15 protein-coding genes are annotated in these 18109 nt (G+C 47.5%); 4 read left to right on the top strand and 11 right to left on the bottom strand.

Features of this window, described 5'->3' with window-relative positions; genetic code table 11:
* Positions 1 to 12: 12 nt before the first annotated feature.
* The 3 genes from L5L94_RS08110 to L5L94_RS08100 all read right to left on the bottom strand — a co-directional run bounded on the left by L5L94_RS08110 (position 13) and on the right by L5L94_RS08100 (position 2390).
* Positions 13 to 990 (bottom strand): COX15/CtaA family protein, encoded by a 978-nt coding sequence (locus L5L94_RS08110; protein ID WP_263162416.1) that lies wholly within the window; start codon positions 988 to 990, stop codon positions 13 to 15.
* Positions 990 to 1535, bottom strand: coding sequence for a hypothetical protein (locus L5L94_RS08105; RefSeq protein WP_198572401.1), 546 nt, complete (start codon positions 1533 to 1535; stop codon positions 990 to 992). The genes L5L94_RS08110 and L5L94_RS08105 overlap by 1 nt, the downstream gene beginning before the upstream one ends.
* 90 nt (positions 1536 to 1625) lie before the next feature.
* On the bottom strand, positions 1626 to 2390 hold the full coding sequence (locus L5L94_RS08100) for an SURF1 family protein (protein ID WP_263162685.1): 765 nt from the start codon (positions 2388 to 2390) through the stop codon (positions 1626 to 1628).
* On the opposite strand from L5L94_RS08100, the gene L5L94_RS08095 reads away from it, so the two are divergent.
* The gene (locus tag L5L94_RS08095) at positions 2389 to 2607 is read left to right on the top strand and encodes a DUF2909 family protein (protein ID WP_105250645.1); all 219 of its coding nucleotides are present in this window, start codon (positions 2389 to 2391) and stop codon (positions 2605 to 2607) included. The genes L5L94_RS08100 and L5L94_RS08095 overlap by 2 nt on opposite strands.
* 4 nt (positions 2608 to 2611) lie before the next feature.
* Here L5L94_RS08095 and L5L94_RS08090 read toward each other — a convergent pair whose 3' ends face one another.
* The 6 genes from L5L94_RS08090 to lexA form a co-directional block, all read right to left on the bottom strand.
* On the bottom strand, positions 2612 to 3487 hold the full coding sequence (locus tag L5L94_RS08090; protein ID WP_105250644.1) for a cytochrome c oxidase subunit 3: 876 nt from the start codon (positions 3485 to 3487) through the stop codon (positions 2612 to 2614).
* Positions 3484 to 4065 (bottom strand): cytochrome c oxidase assembly protein, encoded by a 582-nt coding sequence (locus L5L94_RS08085; RefSeq protein ID WP_198572399.1) that lies wholly within the window; start codon positions 4063 to 4065, stop codon positions 3484 to 3486. The genes L5L94_RS08090 and L5L94_RS08085 overlap by 4 nt, the downstream gene beginning before the upstream one ends.
* Position 4066: 1 nt before the next feature.
* Positions 4067 to 5659, bottom strand: a complete 1593-nt coding sequence (gene ctaD, locus L5L94_RS08080; RefSeq protein ID WP_263162411.1) for a cytochrome c oxidase subunit I — start codon at positions 5657 to 5659, stop codon at positions 4067 to 4069.
* Between the two features lie 9 nt (positions 5660 to 5668).
* Entirely contained in the window at positions 5669 to 7204 is a 1536-nt protein-coding gene (gene coxB, locus L5L94_RS08075; RefSeq protein WP_263162408.1) for a cytochrome c oxidase subunit II, read from the bottom strand.
* 403 nt (positions 7205 to 7607) lie between these two features.
* Complete coding sequence (locus L5L94_RS08070) at positions 7608 to 8120, bottom strand: cell division inhibitor SulA (protein ID WP_131524817.1); 513 nt, start codon at positions 8118 to 8120, stop codon at positions 7608 to 7610.
* On the bottom strand, positions 8117 to 8737 hold the full coding sequence (gene lexA / locus L5L94_RS08065; RefSeq protein WP_105250639.1) for a transcriptional repressor LexA: 621 nt from the start codon (positions 8735 to 8737) through the stop codon (positions 8117 to 8119). The genes L5L94_RS08070 and lexA overlap by 4 nt, the downstream gene beginning before the upstream one ends.
* A gap of 160 nt (positions 8738 to 8897) precedes the next feature.
* Between lexA and plsB the strand changes: the two genes are divergently transcribed.
* From plsB to L5L94_RS08050, 3 genes are all read left to right on the top strand, one after another.
* The gene (gene plsB / locus L5L94_RS08060) at positions 8898 to 11321 is read left to right on the top strand and encodes a glycerol-3-phosphate 1-O-acyltransferase PlsB (RefSeq protein WP_263162406.1); all 2424 of its coding nucleotides are present in this window, start codon (positions 8898 to 8900) and stop codon (positions 11319 to 11321) included.
* Complete coding sequence (mtr, locus tag L5L94_RS08055) at positions 11321 to 12577, top strand: tryptophan permease (RefSeq protein WP_131524814.1); 1257 nt, start codon at positions 11321 to 11323, stop codon at positions 12575 to 12577. The genes plsB and mtr overlap by 1 nt, the downstream gene beginning before the upstream one ends.
* A gap of 148 nt (positions 12578 to 12725) precedes the next feature.
* A complete protein-coding gene (locus L5L94_RS08050; protein ID WP_263162402.1) occupies positions 12726 to 13499 on the top strand; it encodes a VOC family protein in 774 nt (257 codons plus the stop codon).
* A gap of 76 nt (positions 13500 to 13575) precedes the next feature.
* Here L5L94_RS08050 and L5L94_RS08045 read toward each other — a convergent pair whose 3' ends face one another.
* Together L5L94_RS08045 and L5L94_RS08040 are read right to left on the bottom strand one after the other, a co-directional pair.
* The gene (locus L5L94_RS08045) at positions 13576 to 14742 is read right to left on the bottom strand and encodes a ribonuclease T2 (RefSeq protein ID WP_263162399.1); all 1167 of its coding nucleotides are present in this window, start codon (positions 14740 to 14742) and stop codon (positions 13576 to 13578) included.
* A 217-nt stretch (positions 14743 to 14959) separates the two neighbouring features.
* Complete coding sequence (locus L5L94_RS08040; RefSeq protein ID WP_263162396.1) at positions 14960 to 18100, bottom strand: efflux RND transporter permease subunit; 3141 nt, start codon at positions 18098 to 18100, stop codon at positions 14960 to 14962.
* Positions 18101 to 18109 lie beyond the last annotated feature (9 nt).

The following is an 18109-nucleotide window of genomic DNA, read 5'->3' as shown; positions in this document are numbered from 1 at the left end:
TGGATCCCTCGCTTATGCTTTGCGCCATAAAAAATAGTTGATTGTGACTAAGGTCAGTAGCAGTAGTGCCGCACCACCGTTGTGAGACACGGCAATACCGAGTGGCAAATGCATCACTACGTTAGAAATACCTAAGCTCACTTGTAGTATGACTAGTCCCACTAATAAAAGGCTTAAAGCCTTAAGTCCCGTAGCGCCCACAAATAATCGGTAGGCGAGCACGAGTAACAAGCTGGCAGTGACGATAGCGCCAATTCTGTGGGCTACGTGGATAGTCATTCGTGCAGGGTAATCGAGTACCCCAAATTCGAAGCTAGGGTGTTGGCCTTGGAACGGTGAAAATGCCTCGGCTATTGCTAAGTTATCTACCCAATTTCCCTCACAGATGGGTAAAGAGGTGCAGGCGAGCGCCGCGTAATTCGATGATGTCCAAGCGCCCAACATAATCTGACCCACAAGGACGAATAGGCTCACCAACGCTAACGGTGCGAGATGCCGAGGATGGGTTTCGCTATTAAATATACGCCGAGATCGGGTTCGCAGGTAAAGGAGTAACAGCAGCGAGATTAGGCTAAAGCCACCAATAAGATGCGACATCACAATTATTGGCATGAGTTTCATGGTCACAGTCCACATGCCTAGCGCTCCTTGAAAGAGGATCAGCAGCACTATGATGACCGGTAACTTTTTGGGTGCTTCAGGTGTTTTTAAGCACAAAATTAAGATGAACAACACCAGTAAGCCAAGTCCGCCTGCGATATATCTGTGGATCATTTCCAGCCAAGCTTTCTCTGGATTGATATCGTGATCTGGGAATATAGTTTGCGCATGGGCGATTTCATGGTCTTGGGTGGGCACTTTAATATGGCCGTAGCAGCCTGGCCAATCGGGGCAGCCAAGCCCTGCATCCGATAGACGGGTGTAAGCGCCCATTAAAATCACCAATAGGGTAAAGACTAAGGTTAAGCGTAGGATCCAAGTTAGTTGCATCAATCTACCCTCGACAGTTTTAACAACTTACGCAGATCCGCAATCAGCGCCTTGCCTTGAGCTAAATGTGCTTCTTTGCCCTGCACTTGAGGGTAGCGCAGGACTAAGCTGCCTAAGGGATCGACTATGATTAGCTGCTGTTCATCTAACCATTTGCTTAAGTCTGCATTGGCGGGGCGAGTGTTGAAGTGAAAGGCGCTTAAGGCGTTAAGATCGCTGTCGGGATGGGTGAGGATGAGCGGTTCTACTCGCGCCTGATCTGGCCCTAACGCTGTGTGGCTTTGGCGCAAAATATACAGGCGTTCGCGGCAAGTATCGTTGCATTTGGCGGGCAATAAATACAGTAGTTGCCATTCTTTGGGATTAGAATTTTCAACCCCAAGGCTGGCATAACTGGTTTCGGGACTGATCAGCTCGCCATGATTGGTGGCACCGCCATGGTATAAATTCAGGCTCAGCACTAGCTTAGCAATCACTACGGGGGCAATAAACGCCAGCAGTAATAGCCCTAATGCTTTGTGTTTAGATTTATTCTGGGAGTTCATGCTTGCTCCTCTCATTCAAATTATCCCTAATTTATTGTTTTATATTTATTTAGTTTTATTAGTGTCTTGCTAAGTATGGTACGAATTTCCCTATTTGCTCCTTGAGTTTGCGACTGTTTGGGCGCTATGGCGTTTTACATATTTAATCCCTTGCCACAGCATTAGTCCTGCAAATACGGCTGCCATCGAAAACCACTGCAACGCATAGCCCCAATGTTTTTGTGCTGACAGTGGGAAAGGTTGCCAAGGATGGGGCAATGTGAGGGAAGGTAATTGCTCTGGTTGCAACACGACAGGTAACACTGGGTGCCCTAATACCTTAGCCATTTCGGGCATATTTAAATTTTGAAAGCGAATACTTGTCCCTGTTTCTGCCATTAAAGCTTGGCTCAAGGGATTGATTTGCTTTTGATAAAGCCTGCCTTCGATATTTAATGCCCCGCTTAGGGGAGTGATGTGGGGTAACTCATCCCGATGGGAGCCTGCGGCAACAAAGCCTAACTCGACCAGCAACCAAGGTTTTTCAACTTCTACTTGCAATGGTTGGAAGGCTAAATAGCCCACTTGACCTTGATAGATTTGATTATCCAGCAGCCAGATTTGTGAGCTTGCGGGAGTGGCGCGTACTTGCAGTCGATAACCCGTTACGCCTTCTTTGCCGACCTTGAGTTGGAGCTGCTCAAAACTTAATGGCAGCAAAGCTTGCCTTGCTTCCATTTGGGCTAAAAGCGTCGTTTTATCTTCACCACGGGCTAACTGCCATAAACCCAACTTGACCAATATAGTTAATACAGCCACAGTCAATATCAGTAGAAAAACCGTTAATTTATTCAGCAGAACATGAGGATATTGTATGAATAGCCTGTTCATTTTTAAGTTGGTCTTAGTTCTGCTGTTGCTATTCATCATTTTTAATCTAGGTCGCGCCTTGTTTATTATGGTGAAAGGTGATGAAAAAGTGCCTATGAGCCGTTATCTTGGTCGGCGAGTGATTTTCTCCGTGCTCGTTATCTTGTTATTGCTGGTGGCCTTAGGGACTGGGCTGATTAGCCCCAATCCCACACCTTACTAAAGCACTAGAGAACGTAAACGAAAATAAACAAACACAGCCAGACCACATCCACAAAGTGCCAATACCAACTCCCCGCTTGGAACGCAAAATGTTTATCTGCGCTAAAGTGCCCCTTCAACACTCTGAAAAACAACACGAATAAAAAGAGAGTCCCCAGAGTGACATGCATGCCGTGAAAGCCAGTTAACAGGAAGAAGGTGTTGCCATAAATCCCAGAGGTTAGGGTGAGTCCCATTTCCCGGTAGGCATGCATATATTCTTCTGCCTGTAAGGCAAGGAAACCCATACCCAAGAGTATGGTGATACCAAGCCAGAGAGTAATGGCAGAACGTTTACCTTTTTCTAGGCTGACATGGGCGAAATGTAAGGTAACTGAGGAGGTTAGCAGTACGATAGTGTTGATTAATGGCAGTCCAGTCCATGGCATAGCTTGGGTTTTAGTGCCATCTGGCGTAGTAATGAGCGGCCAAATAGCTTCAAACTGAGGCCAGAGTACTTCGTGGGTCATGGCATTATTCGATGCGCCACCGAGCCAAGGCACTGCGAACATGCGGGCATAAAATAGTGCCCCGAAAAAAGCCCCGAAAAACATAACTTCCGAAAAAATAAACCAGCTCATACCTTGGCGAAACGATCGATCCATTTGGCTAGAATAGAGCCCTGCCATCGACTCTTGGATCACGGTTCTAAACCAACCTACCAGCATGAATAGGATCACAGCTATCCCAACCAGCAGCACATAACCGCCACCGGATGCACCTGATTTCAACTGTTGCACGAAAAGGCCTGCACCAGAGGCGATTAAGAACAAGCCAATGGCACCTACAATAGGCCAGACACTTTGGGATGGAACGTAGTAAGACTGATGTTTCGTTGTCATTTTGCAGCTCCTTGCTCTATGGCAGACGCTAACTGCTTGTCGGTAATGTCGTAGAGAGTGTAAGAGAGGGTCAGAGTATGGATAGACTCAGGTAACTGAGGATCCACATAGAAAATGAGCGGCAGCTCAGCGCTAGTGTCCGCCGCTAAGGGTTGTTGATTAAAGCAAAAGCATTCTGTTTTATTAAAATAAGCGGCACCTTGGCCGGGCGAAACTGAAGGTATCGCTTGGCCAATAGTTGCTTTAGCGGACATATTGCGCGCCAAAAATGCCGTATGGATTAGCTCGCCAGGGTGAACTTCGAGCCGTTTGGTTTGTGGCGCAAATGTCCATGGCATGCCTGTTTGTACCTGAGAAATAAATTCCACAGTCACTATTCGGCTTGTATCTACTGTGATTGCTTGATAACTACTCGCGGTATTGGAGGGTTTTCCATTGATACCGAGTTGCTCGCACAACACATCGTAGAGCGGCACCAGCGCGAATCCAAAGCCAAACATGCCAATACAGCCTATAACTAACATGCTGATAAGTTTACGATTTGACTTAGATTTATCTTGCTGGTGTTGGGTTGCCATTTCATTTCACCTCAGGTGGTGTCGTGAAGGAGTGGTAAGGCGCAGGGCTTGGCAATGTCCACTCTAAACCCTCGGAACCTTCCCAAGGTTTAGCGGGAGCTTTTTCGCCGCCACGGATGCACTTAATTACTAATACTAAGAAAATCAATTGCGATAAGCCGAAGGCGAACCCACCAATCGAGACGATTTGATTAACATCGGCAAATTGAATCGAGTAGTCAGGGATACGCCTTGGCATTCCTGCCAGCCCAAGGAAATGCATCGGGAAAAATAGCACATTGACTGAAATCACCGAGCACCAGAAATGCCATTGTCCCAGTCGTTCGTTGTACATGTGTCCCGTCCACTTAGGTAGCCAGTAATAGGCCGCTGCCATGATGGAGAAAATCGCACCAGTCACGAGCACATAATGGAAATGTGCCACAACAAAATAAGTATCGTGGTACTGGAAGTCGGCGGGTGTAATGGCGAGCATTAATCCCGAAAAACCGCCAATAGTGAAGAGTATGATAAAGGCTACAGCAAACAGCATGGGCGCTTCGAAACTGAGTGAGCCGCGCCACATAGTGGCAACCCAGTTAAACACTTTCACCCCAGTTGGCACTGCAATCAACATAGTGCAATACATGAAAAACAGCTCGGCAAACACTGGCATACCTGTGGTGAACATATGGTGCGCCCACACGAGGAACGACAGAATTGCAATACTAGCCGTAGCATAAACCATGGATGCATAGCCAAATAAGGGTTTACGACTGAAGGCTGGGACTATGGCAGAGATGATGCCAAAGGACGGCAAGATCATGATGTAAACTTCAGGGTGGCCGAAGAACCAGAAAATATGCTGGAACATCACAGGATCGCCGCCGCCCGCCGCATCGAAGAAACTCGTGCCGAAAAACTTATCGGTCAGCACCATAGTCACTGCGCCCGCGAGTACGGGCATAACTGCGATCAGTAGGAATGCCGTGATAAGCCAAGTCCAGACAAACAATGGTAACTTCATCCATGTCATGCCTGGCGCGCGTAAATTCACTATGGTCACAATCACGTTGATCGCGCCCATGATCGAACTTATCCCCATGATGTGAATAGAAAATACAAAGAGCGCCGTGCTATCTGGGCTATAAGTTGTTGATAGTGGTGCGTAGAAGGTCCAACCAAAGTTAGGTCCGCCACCTTCCATAAACAGCGAACTGAGAAGAATAGTAAAGGCGAAGGGGAGTATCCAAAAACTCCAGTTATTCATCCGTGGCAGCGCCATATCTGGCGCCCCTATCATCATCGGGATCAGCCAGTTAGCTAGCCCTGTAAAGGCCGGCATTACCGCGCCGAATACCATGATCAACCCATGAACAGTTGTCATTTGGTTGAAAAAGTTGGGCTCGACCAATTGTAATCCAGGTTGAAAGAGTTCAGCGCGGATCACCATGGCCATAGCGCCACCGGTTAAGAACATAATGAAGCTGAACCATAAATACAAAGTACCTATGTCTTTATGGTTGGTGGTTAGCAGCCAGCGCATGATGCCCTTTGGCGCACCATGATGATGGTCATCATGGGCTGCGGTTTGATCTTGAGTCGTAGTGCTCATCATTATCCCCTACTGTCCATGACTTGCGATATCAGCAGGTTGCACTGTATCGCCGGTATTGTTACCCCAAGCATTGCGTTCATAGGTAATGACTGCTGCAAGTTGCTGTGGGCTAAGCTGTTTGCCAAATGCCTGCATAGCCGTGCCCGTTTTGCCGTGCATCACAATATCGATGTGATTGGCGACTGGTCCAATGGCGATAGCACTACCCACTAGCGCGGGGAAGGCGGGTGGTATTCCTGCACCTGTCACTTGATGGCAGGCAGCACAGAAGGTCGCGTAGACAGTTTCACCTTCGGCCATGAGGGCGTCATGGCTGAGTGTGGGGAGGCTTGCGGGATCGACTGCAGCTGAGACGTCTTTTGCAGGAGCGGGTGTCGGGGTTGTACTGCTTGGTACCGCGGCGGATGTTTGTGCAGAATTGCCGTTCATGTACTCGTTGACGTCTTTGGCTTGCACTGCATCGCCAGTATTATTGCCCCAAGCATTACGCTCGTAGGTAGTCACTGCCGCGATTTCTTGTGCAGTCAATTGTTTACTAAACGCTTGCATGGCTGTACCCGTTTTACCGTTGAGCACAATTTCAAGGTGGCCGCTGAGCGGTCCCGTTGCAATCGGGCTACCTTTAAGGGGCGGAAATACGCCTTGCAATCCTTCGCCATTGGGCTGGTGGCAGGCTGCGCAGTGCCCGAGGTAAACTTGTTCGCCTAGAGTCATCAACTCTTCTTTACTTAGGGTTTGTGATAAAGCGGCTTGAGCGGCTTCAGCCGCAGCACCTGCGGCTTGTTTTTGCTCTGTGACCCAAGCCTCAAACTCGGCTTCGGGTAAGGCTTGTACTACGATAGGCATAAAACCATGGTCTTTACCGCAGAGTTCGGCGCATTGACCACGATAAATGCCGGGTTTGTCGATGCGAGTCCAGGCCTCATTGATAAATCCAGGGTTGGCATCTTTCTTAATGGCAAAGGCGGGTACCCACCAAGAATGGATGACATCCTCTGAAGTCATCAGAAAGCGGATTTTGCGGTTTATCGGTAGAACGAGCGGTTTATCGACTTCCAATAGATAGTTTTCACCCTTGGTTTCGGTGCCTTCGATTTGTGCTCTGGGTGTTGTCAGTATGCTATAAAAATCAATATCTTGATCGAAATAGCTGTAATGCCATTTCCATTGGGACCCCGTCACTTTTACGGTGAGATCGGCGTTACTGGGATCTTCCATTGCGATTAAAGTTTTTGTCGCTGGAATCGCCATTAAGATCAAAATGATAAATGGCAGAATCGTCCAAGCGATTTCAACTTTAGTGCTTTCGTGAAAGTGGGACGCGACAGCGCCTTTGGATTTTCTGTGGTTGATCATGGCGTAAATCATGACGCCAAAGACCACTAGGCCTATTGCGCAGCAGATATACAAGATGGTCATGTGCAAGTGATAAACCTTGCCACTGATCTCGGTCACGCCAGGGGTCATGTTGAACCGCATGTCTGCGGCGGTCAACGGTGGTGCGAAAAGCACCACGAGTAAACAATACAACAATTGCTTCACAAGACTTCTCCTCTGCCAATTGCGAATAGCAACTACAAAGAAGAGCAACACAGTAAGTCTCAACTCTATGCAAACTCTTCAGTTCCCAAAAAAGCTTTTTTGACTTCAACGTGCGTTGGCGGCTGTTACTTTTAATCAAGTATTGTTACTGCTGGTAATTAGCCACGCTGGCACATACTGCTGAAATAAATCTGTTCTCTATTTTTAGTGGCGCTTCGAGTTCGATAAATACTCGATTCATTGACCACGGAAGGTGATATATCATCACCGACTTAACCAACCATACTTGCTGTTTAAATATTGATCAAGATCACTTATTTATCTAATTATCTGAAAAATTGCCAAAAAAAAGCCTCACATTCATAGGTGAGGCGGCTTTCAAGGTAAAAAATTAAATGAATATTTAGTGTACAGCGCTAAAAAAAGATTGCTGACCGAAGAGATTGCCTTGCTCAATACGTACGTCTGCATGTAAGTGACTGTTTACGTCTTCAAGCACTATGCCCATAGCTCGGGCACTTTTAGCCACGATTTGTAGGCGTCGATTATCCCGCGCATCTAATGATTGAGTCCAAGTAATGACTGCACTGGACGTACCACTTGTCAGGGCTTTTTCCATCGCCCACAGGGTTTCGACTTCATCTTTAGCATGTACCAGCAAAACTCTATCCATACGCACACCTGCACTGGCGAGCATTTGCTTGTAGCCAATACTTGGTGGGTTGATGAGCACTAACCAACGGCCCTGTTGGCTTAACTGAGCGAGTTGTGCACTCAGATGAATTAATTCTTGGCGACCTTGAGTCTTAGTTGGCATACAGGCGATAGGCGCATGGTGCCAGTCATAGTCGGCATCACGGACTTCATCGAGCCACAAGCCCGGATGGCGGGGGGCATTGCCAAGTAGTTTATTCATAGCCAATCTCCATTACGGATCACACCGACGGCGAGTCCTTCAATTGTTAAACTTTGGAAGCCTAAATCCACTTTAATCGGGGAGTAATCTTCATTTTCGGCATGTAGATAGACTACATTACCTTTTTTTTCGAAACGTTTAACAGTGACATCGTCATCGACTCTAGCGACAACCACTTGACCATTTCTAGCTTGTTCTACTTTATGAACTGCCAGCAAATCACCTTCGAGAATACCGATATTTTTCATGCTGTCGCCCTTTACTCGCAGTAAAAAATCGGCGGCGGGATGAAACATGCTTGGGTCGACTTGGTAGTACTGTTCAACATGTTCTTGGGCGAGGATAGGTTCACCCGCGGCCACTTGGCCGATGAGCGGTAAACCTGTTTCAGTCAAATCTTCGATTTCCGCAGGCAGACGAATGCCTCGAGATGTGCCTGGCATGATCTCAATGCAGCCCTTTTTTGCCAACGCTTTAAGATGTTCTTCAGCCGCATTGGCGCTCTTAAAACCTAAACGGGTTGCGATTTCTGCCCGAGTGGGTGGCATGCCAGTATCGGCAATATTTCGTTTAATTAGCTCTAAAATTTCAGCTTGGCGTGGCGTCAAAGGTCTCATGGTGTTTCCTGTTTTTCTATACAGTTACTGTTAGTATATACAGTATTATTTGCAGCGCAAGTATTAACCACTTTTTAGCTATGTTGGAGAGAATTAGCGAATATTGCCCATAGTCTGGTATTCTATCGGGCTAGTAAACGCACTTAATTGCATAAGAATAATGCCTAAACACGACTCTCTTTGGTTGAAATCATTACGTTGGATCCAAAAACACTTAGTGCACACTATTGTGGTGCCTCAGGATCCCTTTGCCGATCTGAATCTGGATGCTTCCAGACCCCTTGTTTATGTGATGAAAACAGAATCCCTCAGTGACATCGCTGCTTTGAGCGAAATAACGGCTAAGTTAGGCTTACCAAGCCCTTATGAGCCTCTAGTGGCTAATGGTGTGACTGCGCCTCGGGTTGTCTGTCTTCAAGGACGTAAGCCACTGTTTGGCGAACGTGCTGGTAATGAGCCTTTCCTCGAATGCTTTATGCGTTTGTTAGCCGTGCATAAGGAACGTCCTGAATTGGATATTCAACTGGTGCCCGTGAGCTTGTATTGGGGTCGCACGCCAGGGAAAGAAGACGACACTATGAAGGCGGCCGTATTTGAGCGGGAAAACCCGACTTGGTTGCGCAAGTGCTTGATGATTCTGTTCTTAGGTCGACATAACTTCGTGCAGTTTTCGAATGCCGTATCCCTGCGTTACATGGCTGACGAACATGGCACCGACATGGGGATTGCCCATAAGTTAGCACGGGTTGCGCGCGTGCATTTCCGTCGTCAACGTAAGGTAATGACAGGGCCTGTGCTGCCAAACCGCCAAGCACTGTTTCATTCGTTACTCAAATCTGAGTCGCTGCGCAAAGCGATTCAAGAAGAAGCCGCCAGTAAAAAGATTTCTGAGACCCAAGCGCGCGAGACGGCTATTGAGTATCTCGATGAAATCGCTGCCGATTACTCAGACAGTTTAGTGCGTATTGCCGAGCGTTTTTTAACTTGGCTGTGGAACAAGCTTTACAGCGGGATCAACATTAAAGGCGCCGAGCAAGTTCGGCAGTTACACCACGATGGCCACGAGATTGTTTATGTGCCTTGCCATCGCAGCCACATGGATTACCTGCTGTTATCGTATATTTTGTATTATCAAGGCATGGTTCCGCCGCACATTGCTGCCGGCATTAACCTCAATTTCTGGCCCGCGGGACCTATGTTCCGTCGCGGTGGTGCCTTCTTTATCCGCCGTAGTTTTAATGGCAATAAGCTGTACACCGCAGTATTTCGTGAGTATTTAGATCAGCTGTTTGCTAAAGGTTATTCGGTGGAATACTTCTCCGAAGGTGGCCGTTCACGTACTGGCCGTCTGTTGGCGCCGAAAACTGGCATGATCGCCATGACGATGAACAGTGTGCTGCGCGGTATCGAGCGTCCAGTCACGCTAGTGCCTGTGTATTTAGGCTATGACCATGTGATGGAAGTGGCGACGTATCATAAAGAGTTAAGTGGTAAGAAAAAGAAAAAAGAATCTGTGTGGCAGGTGTTTGGTGCGATTCGCAAACTTGGTAATTTCGGCCAAGGTTATGTGAACTTTGGCGAGCCGATTACTCTGCAAAACTTCTTAAATGAGCGCGCGCCAAACTGGCGTACTGAGTTGGCCGATGATCCCGAGCAGAAACCAAGTTGGTTAACGCCAGCGGTAAACGTGCTGGCTAATCGGGTGATGACGCGTATCAATGATGCCGCAGCCGCGAGTTCTGTGACTTTGACTAGCTTAGTTTTACTGGCGACAGATCAAAACGCCTTAGAACGTAGTCTGCTGGAGCGTCAGCTTGATTTGTATCTGACCCTACTCAAAAAAGTGCCTTACACTTCTTATACATCTGTTGCCGAAGGTGATGGTAAGCATTTAGTGCAGCAAGGTTTAGAGCTGAACAAGTTTGTTGTTAGTGCCGATCCTTTAGGGGAAATAGTGTCTATTGAAGCGAGTCAGGCTGTGTCTATGACTTACTATCGTAACAATATCATTCACTTATTTATTGTTCCTTCATTAATTGCGAGTTGTTTAACCCATAATGAACAGATCCTGCGCCAGCAAGTGGTTTCAATCGTTGCCGATTTTTATCCACTGCTAAAAGCCGAACTCTTCATGGGAATTAAAGACTTACCAGCCTATGTTGAGCAAGTGCTGGATTTCCTGATTGGGCAAGATTTAGTGGTTGAGACTGATACCTTAACTGTCGTGCCTGAGCACTCAAGCCAATTATTGTTGTTAGCCAGTTCAGTGAGTGAAACTCTGCAACGCTACGCTATTATTTTCAATCTGTTAGCGAACAGACCTAAAATGGAGCGCTCAGAACTTGAGTCTGAGAGCCATTTACTCGCCCAGCGTTTAGGGGCTTTACATGGTATTACCGCGCCTGAGTTCTACGATAAAAAACTCTACGGTACTTTGAGCGTGAAGCTTAAAGAATTGGGATATCTGGCGGATAGTGAAGATAAGTCCAATATCAATCGCATACGAGATCAGGCCAATAGCTTATTACGTCCGTCAGTGAGACAAACGATAGTGGCGAGTGTCACCGCGGAGCACACAGTTTAATGGCAAATCATATGAATGCGGCTAAGCATAAGCCCGCAGGTAAGTCCTTGCTCGGTGGTGCCATGATTATTGCTGGCACGACCGTAGGTGCTGGGATGTTTTCTCTGCCGGTGGTCGGTGCAGGTATGTGGTTTGGCTATTCGATTTTGATGTTATTGGGCATTTGGTTTTGCATGTTGATGTCGGGTTTATTGTTGCTCGAAACCAATTTACATTTCGAACCCGGTGCTAGCTTCGATACCTTAAGCAAGCAAACTCTTGGGCAGTTTTGGCGGATAGTGAACGGCGTTTCTATCGCTTTCGTGTTGTATATTTTGACCTATGCCTATATCAGCGGCGGTGGTTCGATTGTGAATCACAGCTTGCAGGGCATGGGAATTGAGTTACCGCAAAGCGTGGCAGGGCTGGTGTTCGCCATAGTATTAGCGAGCATAGTGTTGATCAGTACTAAAGCCGTGGATCGGATTACCACGATTATGCTCGGCGGTATGATCATTACCTTCTTCCTCGCGATCGGCAATTTATTGATCGAAATTGATGTGACTAAGTTGCTCGAACCCGATGGTAATAACCGTTTTTCACCTTATCTGTGGGCGGCGCTGCCCTTTGGTCTCGCCAGCTTCGGCTACCATGGTAACGTTCCCAGCTTAGTGAAGTATTACGGCAAAGATTCCTCCACCATTATCAAGGCGATTTTCGTCGGCACCTTTATCGCGCTGGTGATTTATGCCTGTTGGTTAGTGGCGACTATGGGTAATATTCCCCGCAGCCAGTTTATCGACATTATTGCCCAAGGCGGCAATATGGGGGTGTTGGTGGGCGCTTTGTCTGAGGTGATGGCGAGTAGCTGGTTAAACAGTATGTTGACCCTGTTTGCTAACTTAGCTGTGGCTTCATCTTTCTTAGGGGTGACCTTAGGTCTGTTCGATTATCTTGCTGATTTGTTTGGTTTTGATGATTCACGCTCTGGCCGAATGAAAACCGCGTTAGTGACCTTTGTGCCGCCAACGATTTTAGGATTACTGTTTCCCGACGGCTTCTTAGTGGCGATTGGCTTTGCGGCATTAGCGGCAACTGTGTGGGCGGTAATCGTCCCGGCGCTGATGGCCTATAAATCGCGGCAGTTGTTCCCCGATAGCACAGGTTTTAGAGTGATAGGCGGTACACCGCTGATTATTCTTGTGGTGTTATTTGGCATAGTCACAGGTGCATGTCATCTGCTCGCGATGGCAAATTTACTGCCGCAATATTCCTAATTTGTTGTGATGATTTAAGCCCTCTATGTGAGGGCTTTTTTGTCTTTAGTGGTTGAGTTTTGTCTTGCAGATCTTTTTAACCTGAATACTGGACAGAAATACAAACTCAGGCTTAACTCGAATGATTGTTAAGACAAAGGAGCCGATAATGAAAATGACTCAGTACGCACAAGGACATGCATGTTGGGTTGAACTTGCAAGCCATGATTGGCAGGGAGCAACAGTATTTTACCAAGCGTTATTTGGTTGGAACGCGGTTGAAATGCCCATCCCTGAAGGTCACTTTTCGCTATTTAATTTAGCGGGAGATGACTTAGGCGCCATGTATCAAATCCCTGAGTCAGAAGCACATATCCCCAGCCACTGGCGTATCTACTTTGCCGTCGATGATATCGATGCCAGCATTGCAGCGATTCAAGCGGCGGGCGGCCAAGTGCACATGGGGCCGCATATTGTGGGTGATGCGGGCGTGATGGCGCAGGTCAGCGATCCTGAAGGCGCACGTTTTGCCTTATGGCAAGCGAAGAACCACATTGGTGCTCGCAGTCAGGGTGAACTCAATACCCTTTGCTGGGTCGAGCTGGCTTGCAAAGAGCCGCGTACTGAAGAAGCCTTTTACTGCAAAATCTTCCCTTGGACCAACATGCCGAGTGACATGCCTGACATTGAATACTCAGAATGGCAGCTTGATGGTCAATCCATCGGCGGTATGATGACGATAATGCCCGAATGGGGTGATATTTCTCCCCATTGGTTGCTTTATTTTGCAGTAGCGGATTGCGATGCGTTTGCTGAGAAGGCCCAAGCCTTAGGTGCGCAAGTGTGCATTCCGCCTAGTGATATCCCTGATGTGGGACGATTTTCTGTCATTGCTGACGCCCAAGGCGCTACCTTTGCGGTGATCAAGCTTAATCAGATGTGACTGGCATATTAAGGACTGTCATTAAGGTTAAAAACGGCGACGCTAAATCGCCGTTTTTATTTGTCTAACTATTTGTTTAATTAGCGTTATCAATCATGATTGTTTCAGGGCAGGAGCCTTTTGAGGCCTTATTGGCTTTGGCGAGTAGGCTAGGTAAGGAGTCAGAAGTTTTAATGACTTCGGGCAAGTTAATGCGGATTTCACTCAGTAATCCCTTGCCACATTCAAGACTCATTTTAGTGTGAGCGCCTTGACCGAAGCTGCTATCAAAACTTTGGTTTAACTCACTTTTACTGACACTCTTACCTATGTTGTCATGAATAAATTTTTGTACCCATGCCGAGGCATTGACCGCTTGGGTCAGCTGGGTTGCCAATAAAAAGTACTCGTTAGGGTCTTGGCTACGGCAAGTGCCGTGTTTCCACCATTCGTGGCGTTCTAAACAGGTGCCATATTGGGCGCTTGGCATGACTTCTTCTAAATTTTTGCGCACCGATGGATTCAGTTCAAACTCCGGATAAGTACAGAAATCATTCGGTTGCAGTTTGACTGTGCTGCAATAGCCATATCGCGTGCCGCATTGTTGTTTATTCGGCCACAGTCCGTGCAGGCTGAAGTGTTGCCATTGGCTCGATTCTGGCGTTTGGCTGAGGGCGCGGCATTCGGCTTTACGGCGGCCATAGAGTTCACAAAAGGTGCTTTGCCAGCTTAATGCGAGCACGTTAGCATCGAATTCGCCACCGATTTGACATTGATTCCCTTGGCGTTTCTCTGGGGTACCATGCTCTTTAAGGCTATCTCGGCTTTTTGCTTTGATGTCCGATGCCGTGGTTGTTTGCGCCGGTTCCGCCGCCGTTGCAGGTGTTGATAAATTACTGCCAGCAACATTAGATAGATATTGACCACAATCGCCGCTGATCCAACGCATGGGAGACTTCACCGCATTGGTGCGCACTCTTAGCCAATCAGGTTTAGCGCTATTGCCGAGGATTTCAAGTACAGGGTAGCGCTCACCAATATTGCTCTGCCATTGATCTGGATTCGTCTGCTTATTTTTCGATTGAAATAGCTCACAGCGTTTGTCGGCAACGAATTCACCGGTTGCGGGTGCGGCAAAGGCGGGGGCTGTAATGATGAGCGCAGAGCATAAACCGAATGCGGCAAGTAATGCGCGTGATGGGGTTTTAAGGGAAAGTGCTTGCGGCCATATCTGGCTGATGGTTAAACAAAATGACTTGGTCATGTGATGGGATCCTTCCTGCGGCAGTGAATTGAGTCAATTCTGTGTGGCACTGAGTCAATGGTACACATAAGCGCTATAAACTTAGAGGCTTATTTTACTCAGAGTGGTGTATGGCACTGTTGCAAAATTAGATTTTTAATCTGATTGAATGAAAAAATCCCCTCAAATGTCAATGGGTTGAGGGGATTTTATCGGTGTTCTAGCGCCGTAAACTCAATTACGCCGCATTTTTCTTTAATTTACGCGAGTAAATCAGTAAATAAAGTGCGGGTAGTACAAACAGTGACAATAATGGGGCAGTAACCATACCACCGACCATAGGTGCGGCAATTTTTTGCATCACATCGTTACCCGATCCTGCACCCCACATAATGGGGAGTAGGCCGAAGAAGATGGTTGCTACTGTCATGGCTTTGGGGCGAATACGCATAACAGCACCTTCAATTAAAGCTTCTTTGAGATCGGTAACTGTATGGTAGTTATTCTTCTCTTGCCTGTGCTTAATGGCATTATTAAGGTAAATCAGCATGATTACCCCAAACTCCGCGGCAACGCCCGCCAAAGCAATCATACCGACTGCGACGGCGACTGAGATGTTGTAATCCAGTAGATACAATAGCCAAGTGCTGCCGACCAGCGCGAAGGGGAGGCTGAGCATGATAATACTCGCCTGCAAAGTAGAGCCAAATGTCATCATCAACAGGATGAATATCACACCTAAGGCCATAGGGATCACTTGCTTCAGTTTTGCATCTACCCGTTGCATATATTCATACTGGCCTGCGAAGGTATAGCTGTAGCGCGGGGGCACTTTAAGTTCGGTAGTTAATGCTTGCTTGGCAGTAGTAATGTATTCGCCGATAGACGTGCCTTCAATATCTATAAACACCCAAGAGATTAAGCGACCATTTTCACTGGTGAGCATAGGTGCGCCATCGGTGATTTCGATATCCGCTAAATTTCGCAGTGGTAGATAATTTCCCGATTTAGTGATCACAGGGAGTTCGCGTAGCTTCTCAATATTATCGCGTAGCTCACGGGGATAACGTAGGTTGATGGGATAACGCTCAGCCCCTTGTACCGATTCACCAATATCCATACCGCCAATGGCGTAACGCACTACATCTTGAATATCCTGCAATGACATACCGTAACGTGCGGCCACATCGAGTTTGGGGGTGATATCGATATAACGCCCACCGCCACTGCGTTCGGCATAGGCCGACTTAGTGTGTGGCACTCTACTGAGGATGGCCTCTATTTCTGCCCCTAGACTTTGCAGCTCATTCACATCGGCTCCGGTGATCTTGATGCCAACGGGGGTTTTTATCCCAGTCGAGAGCATATCGATACGGGTTTTGATGGGTTGCACCCAAGCATTGGTGAGTCCTGGCACTTTCACCGTTTGTTGCAGTTGAGCGATGATGCCATCTAAGGTCATGCCCTCGCGCCATTCTTCATGGGGTTTAAGCATGATGGTGGTTTCGAGCATAGTTAACGGTGCGGGATCGGTCGCAGTCTCGGCGCGGCCCACCTTACCAAATACGCGGGCGACTTCGGGGACGGTTTTGATCAAACGATCGGTTTGCTGTAACACTTCGGCGGCTTTGCCCGCACTGAGTCCTGGTAACGCGGTTGGCATGTAGAGTAAATCGCCTTCTTCTAACTCGGGCATAAACTCACTGCCCATGCGCGTCATCGGATACCAAGCGCTGACTAAGGCAATCAATGCTAATCCTAGGGTGATTTTAGGAAACCTAAGTACCAGATTAAGCGAGGGCTTATATAAAGCGATCAGCACGCGACTGATGGGATTTTTATGCTCACTCGGAATTTTTCCCCGAATAAAATAGCCCATTAAGACTGGCACTAATGTGATTGCTAATAATGCGGAAGCGGCCATAGCAAAGGATTTGGTATAGGCCAGCGGTGCAAATAAACGGCCTTCCTGCGCTTCGAGTGCGAACACAGGCACAAAGCTTAAGGTGATAATAATCAATGAGAAAAATAACGCAGGGCCGACTTCAATCGACGCTTCGGTGACGATTCGCCAATGTTCTTTAGTATCGGGTTCTCGGTTGTGTTCTGTGTGAAACTTTTCCAAATGTTTGTGCAGGTTTTCAATCATCACAATTGCGCCGTCCACCACTGCGCCTATGGCAATCGCGATACCCCCAAGACTCATAATGTTGGCATTCACCCCCATCTTATTCATTACGATAAAGGCAATCAGGATTGAAAGCGGCAGGGTAATGATGGCGACTAAGGTTGAGCGTGCGTGCAGTAAAAACAGCAGGCAGACCAACCCTACCACTAGCATTTCTTCGACGACCTTGCTGAATAAATTATCAACGGAATTAAGGATTAATTGGGATCTGTCATAGGTGGGGATGATTTCTACACCATCGGGTAAACCTGCTTTCAGTTCTTCAAGCTTAGCTTTTACGGCATCAATCGTGGATAAAGCATTTTCGCCGTAACGCATCACAATAATGCCGCCTACGACTTCACCTTCACCGTCAAGTTCGGCTATACCGCGGCGTGAGGCCGGGCCTTTGCGCACGGTAGCAACATCTTTGAGTAATAAACCTGTACCAGAAGGGCTGGTGATACCCAGTGGAATTTCACGGAAATCCTCAAGGGTTTGACGATAGCCTTTGGCGCGCACCATATACTCGGCTTCAGCCATTTCGATGACCGAGCCGCCAGCTTCGCTATTAGATTTTTCTATCGCATCTTTAATGCTGGCGATATCCAGTTTATAGATCGCCATTTTGTCGGGTTCGAGTACGATCTGGTAGGTCTGCTCCATACCACCGACGGTGGCGACTTCAGACACGCCAGCCACGCTTTGTAGCTCTAATTTAAGATACCAGTCCTGCAGGCTTTTGAGTTGTGATAAATCTAAATTGCCAGAGCGATCGATCAGCGCATATTCAAATACCCAACCCACACCTGAGGCATCGGGGCCAAGGGACGGTTGTACGCCCTGTGGCAATCGGCTACTGATCTGACTTAAGTATTCTAATACCCGTGAGCGCGCCCAGTAGATATCTGTGCCATCTTCAAAAATCACATAGACATAAGAATCGCCGAACATGGAATAGCCGCGTACCGTTTTGGCGCCGGGTACAGCTAACATGGCGGTAGATAAAGGGTAAGTGACTTGTTCTTCTACCAATTTAGGCGCTTGCCCTGGGTAGGAAGTTTTAATAATCACTTGCACATCCGACAGATCGGGCAGTGCATCAAGCGGCGTTTTGCGCAGCTCCTGTACGCCCCAGACAGTGATCATGATGGCAATGATCAACACCATCAATCGCTGCCTGATGGACGCCTCAATAATATATTTCAACATAACGCGCTC

The organism is Shewanella sp. SM21 (assembly GCF_025654335.1).
GTDB lineage: Bacteria > Pseudomonadota > Gammaproteobacteria > Enterobacterales > Shewanellaceae > Shewanella > Shewanella oncorhynchi.
Note: the sequence above shows the minus strand (reverse complement) of the source record. Positions and strands in the feature narration are given on the sequence as shown.